4 protein-coding genes and 1 pseudogene are annotated in these 2,585 nt (G+C 37.4%); all 5 read right to left on the bottom strand.

The genetic code is table 11. The features are described 5' to 3' along the window. A pseudogene (locus tag LJE11_RS18800) lies at positions 1-82 on the bottom strand (MarR family transcriptional regulator); the annotation flags it as partial. A gap of 119 nt (positions 83-201) precedes the next feature. Continuing rightward, complete coding sequence (locus LJE11_RS18795) at positions 202-531, bottom strand: antibiotic biosynthesis monooxygenase family protein (RefSeq protein WP_227296384.1); 330 nt, start codon at positions 529-531, stop codon at positions 202-204. A gap of 41 nt (positions 532-572) precedes the next feature. After that, a complete protein-coding gene (locus tag LJE11_RS18790) occupies positions 573-1,178 on the bottom strand; it encodes a YczE/YyaS/YitT family protein (protein WP_021885137.1) in 606 nt (201 codons plus the stop codon). Beyond that, on the bottom strand, positions 1,168-2,088 hold the full coding sequence (locus tag LJE11_RS18785; RefSeq protein WP_195981585.1) for a carbon-nitrogen hydrolase family protein: 921 nt from the start codon (positions 2,086-2,088) through the stop codon (positions 1,168-1,170). Before LJE11_RS18785 ends, LJE11_RS18790 begins: the two co-directional genes overlap by 11 nt. A 52-nt stretch (positions 2,089-2,140) precedes the next feature. Beyond that, positions 2,141-2,506, bottom strand: coding sequence for an ACT domain-containing protein (locus LJE11_RS18780; protein ID WP_195981587.1), 366 nt, complete (start codon positions 2,504-2,506; stop codon positions 2,141-2,143). Between the last annotated feature and the right edge of the window lie 79 nt (positions 2,507-2,585).

Below are 2,585 nucleotides of genomic sequence, written 5' to 3'. Positions count from 1 at the left end.
TCTTTTCACTGAGAATCTTCTCGAAAATCCGGTCTCCAAGCTGTTTTATTTTGGTGACAAGAAATCCTCCATTCATTTCCATACAAAAGCTCCTATATAATAGTTTATTAAAAAACATACTATATAGGAGCTTTATTGTCAAGAGTTTATATTTCTTAATAGGTAAATTCCGTTTTTTTCAATTCTCCAAACTGGAAGTTGTCAATTTTTTATATATTTTTGATCAGTGTCAGGAATCGTATCTTCTGACCGATATCGCTCTACTTTCATGTGAAGATTATATTTATCTCTTAACTCCGCAATCTTATTCATCATGGGTGATTGATGGTGAAAGTCAATGCTCTCTTGATTTTCCCAACTGTCAATCAGTAGCACAGTTTCCTCATCTCCCAGAGGGAAAAAATAATCATATCTAATGTTCCCCGCTTCATTTCTAATTGCATCAACAGTACCGCTTGAAATCATCTCCTTTGCAAATTTTCGCGCAGAACCATTTTCCCCGGAATAATATATATTAACAACTATACTCATTATACTTTCCTCCAAATTCTAAGTTGTAAGTTTCTTTACTATCATATCTTTAAAACTTGTTTTGCTTTCGCATTAACAAATTGGATAATTGGGCCTGAAATGATAACTGTAATAAGCGTGCATACACCAAACTTTCCGCCAAACAAAACACCTGTAACAACAACCAAAATATCCAATGCCATTCGGACAAATTTAATCTGCCAGTGATTTTTTTCTGCTAAAGCAAAAGTGACTGCCTCATAGGATCCTCTACCAAGGGATGCCGACGCATATAGTCCCGTTCCGACAGCAAACAAAACCACTCCTAACAACATAATTAAAAAATTGATCCACTTATAGGTACTGTAAATATGGCAGTTAGCAAACAAATCTACACAGGTACTGTATACAATCTGGTACAACACAGTTCCTATATGAATCTGACTTTTATCGTAAATGAGCGCAAACAAAATCATTCCCAATGCTACAACAAAAGATGCTGTGCCGATGCTTATGTGAAATGTTCTTGCAATCCCCTGCCACAGCACCGCAAGCGTAGCTCCGCCAAATCCAGCATACAGTGCAAGTGTAATTCCATAAGCCGCAATTATAGAACCTATTACAAGGATTGCCAATTTCTTTAGTGTTTTTTTATTGTTATTTTTCATTGACTTTTAATTCAAGTACATCCGGACGGGCATAATGTCCGATTGCATCATGCTCCATTTTGCAGGCGGCAGGCAAATTCATATCAAGTTCTGCGTAAATGATAGTTTCTTTATCCCAGACAGGTTTTGTCAAATAATGCCCATATGGATCAATAATGCAGCTTCCTCCTCTGCACACAAGTCCTGGAAGTTCAGATACGATATTATACTCCTGCAGATCAGAAGGGTATGAACTGCGTCTGATAATCATATCAGCGTTGATAAAGAAACATTTTCCTTCGATTGCAATATGCTGAATGGTGGCTTGCCACTCCGGATTGTCATTGGTATTAGGTGAAATATAAATAGTGATTCCTTTTTGATAAAGTGCCACACGGGCAAGTGGCATATAGCTTTCCCAACAGATCATGCTACCAATCGGTCCCCATGGCGTTTCAGTAACAGGAAAATACTCTTTATCCGCATCTCCCCATACAACACGCTCAGAGCCTGTCGGCTTCAATTTTCTGTGCACCTTATATGACCCATCCGGTTCAAAAATAACATTACTGTTATAAAGTGTTCCACTAACGGCATCTCTCTCAGAAAAACCAAGGCTGATGTATGCTCCTGTTTCCCTGGCGGTTTCTGCAAGCTGCTGGAATTCCGTCTCTCCAGCAACAACAGAAGCATCATAATATCGTTTCCAATCTTTTCGTCCATACTCACTTCGTTTTCCTACACTAAACCCAAAATTCATTCCAACAGGATATCCCGGAATAAAAAGTTCTGGAAAAACAATTAAGTCCGGCTTTTGAGTTGCGGCCTCATTAATATATCGAAGTACCTTTTTCAGCGATGCACTTTTATCAAATATTACCGGTTCTGCCTGCACCAATGCTATTTTACAAATATTATCAATATCTTTCATGCTAATAATTCACTCCTCGTATGATTTTCTTTAGGTTTAAATCATCTGAAATCTATATCATTGTATATCCGGCATTTAATAATACAGCTAATGATTCTTCAAAATCCGCATCTTTCACTAAAAAATAATCTGTGTTGAATGTAGATACCGCTAAAATTCCAATTTTATTATCTGCAAGTATTCCAGACAACTTTGAAAGAATGCCAATGAGTGAAAAATCCAAAATTCCTTGAATACGGAAACCACGCCACCCATCTTCACGTTCTATTGTGTTTTCAGGAACGTCATTTGTTTCACACACAAGAGAAATTTCTTCATCTGTTTTACCAATGAAGTAGAATTCCTTGCTTAAATCTATATCATCAATGTATTTGACTTTACATACCGTTAGCAACCGCTCTAATTTATTTAATACCAGCAAATTACTCTCCTCCACAAATTCCGATTGAACAAAATCGCTGCGCGATGGCCTGCCAAGGCTGTGGCGCAGTTTTATT

The sequence above is a fragment of the Blautia sp. DFI.1.216 genome, assembly GCF_020594215.1.
Classification (GTDB): domain Bacteria; phylum Bacillota; class Clostridia; order Lachnospirales; family Lachnospiraceae; genus Blautia_A; species Blautia_A wexlerae.
This window is presented reverse-complemented; position numbering and strand designations above follow the sequence as displayed.

What these genes read in the sequence shown, in the direction of transcription:
- LJE11_RS18795 (WP_227296384.1), bottom strand. Translation starts at nt 531, where the DNA reads ATGAGTATAGTTGTTAATATATATTATTCCGGGGAAAATGGTTCTGCG.
- LJE11_RS18790 (WP_021885137.1), bottom strand. Translation starts at nt 1,178, where the DNA reads ATGAAAAATAACAATAAAAAAACACTAAAGAAATTGGCAATCCTTGTA.
- LJE11_RS18785 (WP_195981585.1), bottom strand. Translation starts at nt 2,088, where the DNA reads ATGAAAGATATTGATAATATTTGTAAAATAGCATTGGTGCAGGCAGAA.